We start from the raw sequence: 4,028 nt of genomic DNA, 5'->3' as shown, positions 1-4,028 counted from the left end.
CTTTCTTGAGCCACGGCATCATTGCCCTCAGCTTTGCTCCAACCTTTTCGATTAGATGCTCCTCACCTTTTCTTGTCAATGCGTTAAATACAGGCTTGTTTGCCCTGCACTCAAGTATCCACTCCCTTGCAAAGACACCGTCCTGTATTTCTTTTAAAATCTTTTTCATCTCCTTTTTGGTTTCGTCAGTGATTATTCTCGGCCCTCTCGTGAGGTCTCCGTACTGTGCTGTGTTGCTGATGGAATATCTCATAGTGGAGATTCCGCCTTCATAGATAAGGTCAACAATAAGCTTTACTTCATGGAGGCATTCAAAATATGCCATCTCTGGTGCATAACCTGCCTCAACAAGTGTCTCAAAACCGGCCTGAATAAGCGATGTAATGCCTCCGCACAGAACTGCCTGCTCTCCAAAAAGGTCTGTCTCGGTCTCTTCTTTAAATGTTGTCTCTATGATCCCTGCCCTTCCTCCGCCGATGGCCGATGCATAGGCAAGGGCAATATCCTTTGTGTTTTTTGATGGATCCTGATGTATCGCTATAAGGCAAGGAACTCCGCTCCCCTTTGTGTACTCGGACCTTACGAGATGTCCCGGCCCTTTTGGAGCAGCCATAAATACATTGGCATCTGCAGGAGGCACGATCTGTCCGAAGTGGATATTGAATCCGTGGGCAAATGCTAAGTAAGCGCCTTTTTTCATATTCGGTGCAATCTCGCAGTCATATACGTAGGACTGAAATTCGTCAGGAAGGAGAATCATTATTACATCTGCAATTTTAGCAGCATCCGAAGGTGTCATTACATTAAATCCTGCAGCAACTGCCTTGTCCCAGCTTGCACCCTTCCTTAATCCGATGATTACATCCATACCGCTTTCCCTGAGGTTGTTTGCGTGTGCATGCCCCTGACTGCCGTATCCCATTATTACAATCTTCTTCTTTTTTAAGATGTCCAGATTTGCATCCTTGTCATAATAAATTTTTATCATTTCTACCTCCTCCATTATTTAGTTATTTGTGTAAGTGTTTAGTGTCAGTCTGATAAAAATTTAAGAATTATTACTTCTTATCACTAACACTGACACTGTTCACTGACACTGTATATATTACACATTTTAGAAAATAATTTCTCACCGAATTTAAAAAATTTCCTGCTCGTATTATTTATTGCCTGCCTACCCATTCGGGTAGGTGATTTTTTATGTCACTTTTCTTTTCAATGAATGAACAATGTTACTTTCTTCTTGGCCGAATATTAAAATAATAAGCTGCATATTTCTTGTATTTATAATTCTTTTATTATCTGTTTTTCCTGCAATATGCGAGAATAAAAATTCAAAACTCCAAAAAGACATGGTAGAAATGGCGCTGGCTGACAGTGTATTTCTTGCTTTAAGAAAAAACAGAACAATCAAAAGCGACTATCTTGATCGTGCATCTCAAAAGTTTGATCTTGAAGTTGCAGAAGCCAAATTCAGACCTGTTTTGAATATTGACCTTTCAACCCAATATACTTCTACTAGAGATATTGGCAGCAAGTCAGCATCTGTAAGCGGGAGTGCATCAGCTAAGGTAACACAGAATGTTCCCACAGGCGGGCAGTTTGTTTTCACATGGGCAAATACAGAAGAACGCTCAATTCAGCCATCCCGTGAGAATTCTTATACAACTTCGTTTGGAATAACTTTCACTCAGCCCTTTTTGAAGGGCGGTGGATTTGAGACTGCAACAGCCTCTGTGGACATAGCAAGATTAACCGAATAAATAAATATCCTATCTCTAAAATCAACAGTAATTGATACGGTCACATCAACTATTTTCGAATATCGGAGATTCATGCAGGCAAAGAGGCAGCTTGAGATAAGCAAACATGCCCTTGAAAGGGCTAAAGAACTTCTCGAAATTAATAAGGCATTAATAGCAACCGGCAGAATGCCGAAAATGGAGATTATACAGGCAGAAGCTGAAGTTGCAAACAGGGAGTTTGCTGTATTGACTGCAGAGAAGAACTTTGAGGCAGCACGACTATCCCTTATCAAGGTTCTTGACATCGATAAAAACACGCCGATAATACCGGTTGAGGAAACAGACATAAAACTTTTTCGACCGGACATTACACTCTGTGAGACATTAGCTCTAAAAAATAGGGCGGATTATTTGCAGACCAATCTGCAATTGCAGATTGCAGAACGGAATTTACTCGTAGCAAAAAAACAATTGTCTCTGGAACCTGTCTCTGGATACATCCTATAACATAAGCGGCACAGATAGCAGTGCTGGCAATGCATGGGATTTGAAAAAGAAGGACTGGAATATAGGCTTAAAACTTAATATTCCCATAGGGGATTTAACCATACAGCAGAACTACATAAACGCAAAAATAAATATGGAAAAGACAAAGGTGCGGCAGGAGGAAGTGCGTGAAACCGTAGAGGTAGAAGTAATGGATGCAGTCAGTGAAGTTAAAAAGGCGCTTAAACAGGTTGAGCTTGCCCGTAAAATGCGTGAGTTGGCTGAAAAGAAGCTGGAAATAGAAATGGAAAAATTAAAGGCGGGAAGGTCAACTAACTTTCAGATTATCACTTTTCAGAACGATATGGTCATAGCACAAAACAACGAGATCGATGCTACTATAGCATACAATAATGCATTGACTGTCCTCGACAAAACAATAGGGACTACTTTGGAAACATGGAAGATAGAAATAAAGGAGAATCAAAGTGAATAAAAAAACGAGGCTCATAAAAATCTCAATGACAATATTTATCGTTACTGCAATTACAGTTACAGGAATTTATGGTTTGAGTAAAAGCGGAAAACAAAGGCAAGGTAATATGGCCTCATCTTCACAGATAATCACTGTAACGCCGCAGCCTGTATCTTCGACCATTTCGCTACAGGGCATTCTGGAGCCTGCCCGGATGGTAAGCATTATTAGCCCTTTAAACAGCAGGGTTGCGGAAAAATATTTTAATTACGGAGAGCATGTAAAAAAAGGACAACTGTTATTAAAACTTGATACATCTGAGACAGAGATTAAACTTCGGGAGGCAAAAGTAGCTTATGCAAAGGCTGCAGAGCGTTTGAAAGAGCTTGAGGAATGGGGAAATCGGCATGAAGTGCCACGAGTCCGCCGTTCTCTCACAAAGGCTAAGCTCGCCCTTGATGCGCAGAAAAAAAGATTGGAAGATACGGAGATGCTTTTTAAAAAGGGAATTGTTGCTGCTACCGAATATGAATCGACATTAGAACAATACAAAAATTTGCAGTTAGACTATCAATCAGCCCAGGAAGAACTGAATGCCGTGCTTGCAAAAGGGAGCGAAGAAAACATAAAAATTGCAAGGCTCGAAGCGGAAAGTGCCAGATTAAGGTTGGGAGAACTTGAAGACACCCTGAAGAAAGCTTTAGTTCATGCCCCTGTATCGGGCATTGTTTTATTGCCTCACGTGAATAGAGATGAGCAGGATGAAAAGAAGAAGATACTCGAAGCAGGAAGTATTGTGACCCGTGAAGAAACATTGCTAACCATAGGAGACTCAAACAGCTTATCTGTAAGAACACAGGTAGACGAGGTGGATAAACCAAAGGTTATGCAAGGTCAAACGGTAAGAATTACAGGAGATGCATTCCCAAATGTTGTACTTACCGGTAAAATTTACTATATTTCGTCTCAAGCAAGGGTTATAAATAAAACGCCGTATTTTGATGTTGTTGTAATGATTGATAAAATCCCCCTTGAATTTGAAAAAAGCATAGATATAGGCATGTCGGCAAATATCGATGTGATAATTTATGAAAAAACGGATGCCCTTATGGTTCCCGTTTCTTCGATAAAAATAAAAGGTCATGAACGATGGGTAATCATGCTTGACAAAGAGAGCAACCAATTCAAAAAAGTAAAGGTAGAAACAGGCATAACCACTACAGATTCGGTAGAAATTACAGGCGGATTAAAAGCTGGAGATAAAATAGGCACTTGGTATAGACATACTTACCAGTCTGAATTGACTTAAGGAACATAGTAAT

Annotated in this window: 5 protein-coding genes; 4 read left to right on the top strand and 1 reads right to left on the bottom strand. The window is 40.2% G+C overall.

The window, feature by feature from the left end:
• Positions 1-985 (bottom strand): ketol-acid reductoisomerase (gene ilvC / locus V7L97_RS09920; RefSeq protein ID WP_442891805.1); only part of this gene is annotated, 985 nt, incomplete at its 3' end.
• Positions 986-1,229: 244 nt separating this feature from the next.
• On the opposite strand from ilvC, the gene V7L97_RS09915 reads away from it, so the two are divergent.
• The 4 genes from V7L97_RS09915 to V7L97_RS09900 are packed head-to-tail and all read left to right on the top strand — an operon-like array spanning position 1,230 to position 4,015.
• Positions 1,230-1,763: a hypothetical protein gene (locus V7L97_RS09915; protein ID WP_333655535.1), complete on the top strand. Its 534-nt coding sequence runs from the start codon at positions 1,230-1,232 to the stop codon at positions 1,761-1,763.
• Positions 1,764-2,252, top strand: coding sequence for a TolC family protein (locus V7L97_RS09910; protein ID WP_333655552.1), 489 nt, complete (start codon positions 1,764-1,766; stop codon positions 2,250-2,252).
• A 40-nt stretch (positions 2,253-2,292) separates the two neighbouring features.
• Complete coding sequence (locus V7L97_RS09905) at positions 2,293-2,727, top strand: TolC family protein (RefSeq protein WP_333655532.1); 435 nt, start codon at positions 2,293-2,295, stop codon at positions 2,725-2,727.
• Positions 2,720-4,015 (top strand): efflux RND transporter periplasmic adaptor subunit, encoded by a 1,296-nt coding sequence (locus tag V7L97_RS09900; protein WP_333655529.1) that lies wholly within the window; start codon positions 2,720-2,722, stop codon positions 4,013-4,015. The genes V7L97_RS09905 and V7L97_RS09900 overlap by 8 nt, the downstream gene beginning before the upstream one ends.
• Positions 4,016-4,028: the final 13 nt, after the last annotated feature.

Source organism: Dissulfurispira sp., assembly GCF_036745535.1.
Lineage (GTDB): Bacteria > Nitrospirota > Thermodesulfovibrionia > Thermodesulfovibrionales > Dissulfurispiraceae > Dissulfurispira.
This window is presented reverse-complemented; position numbering and strand designations above follow the sequence as displayed.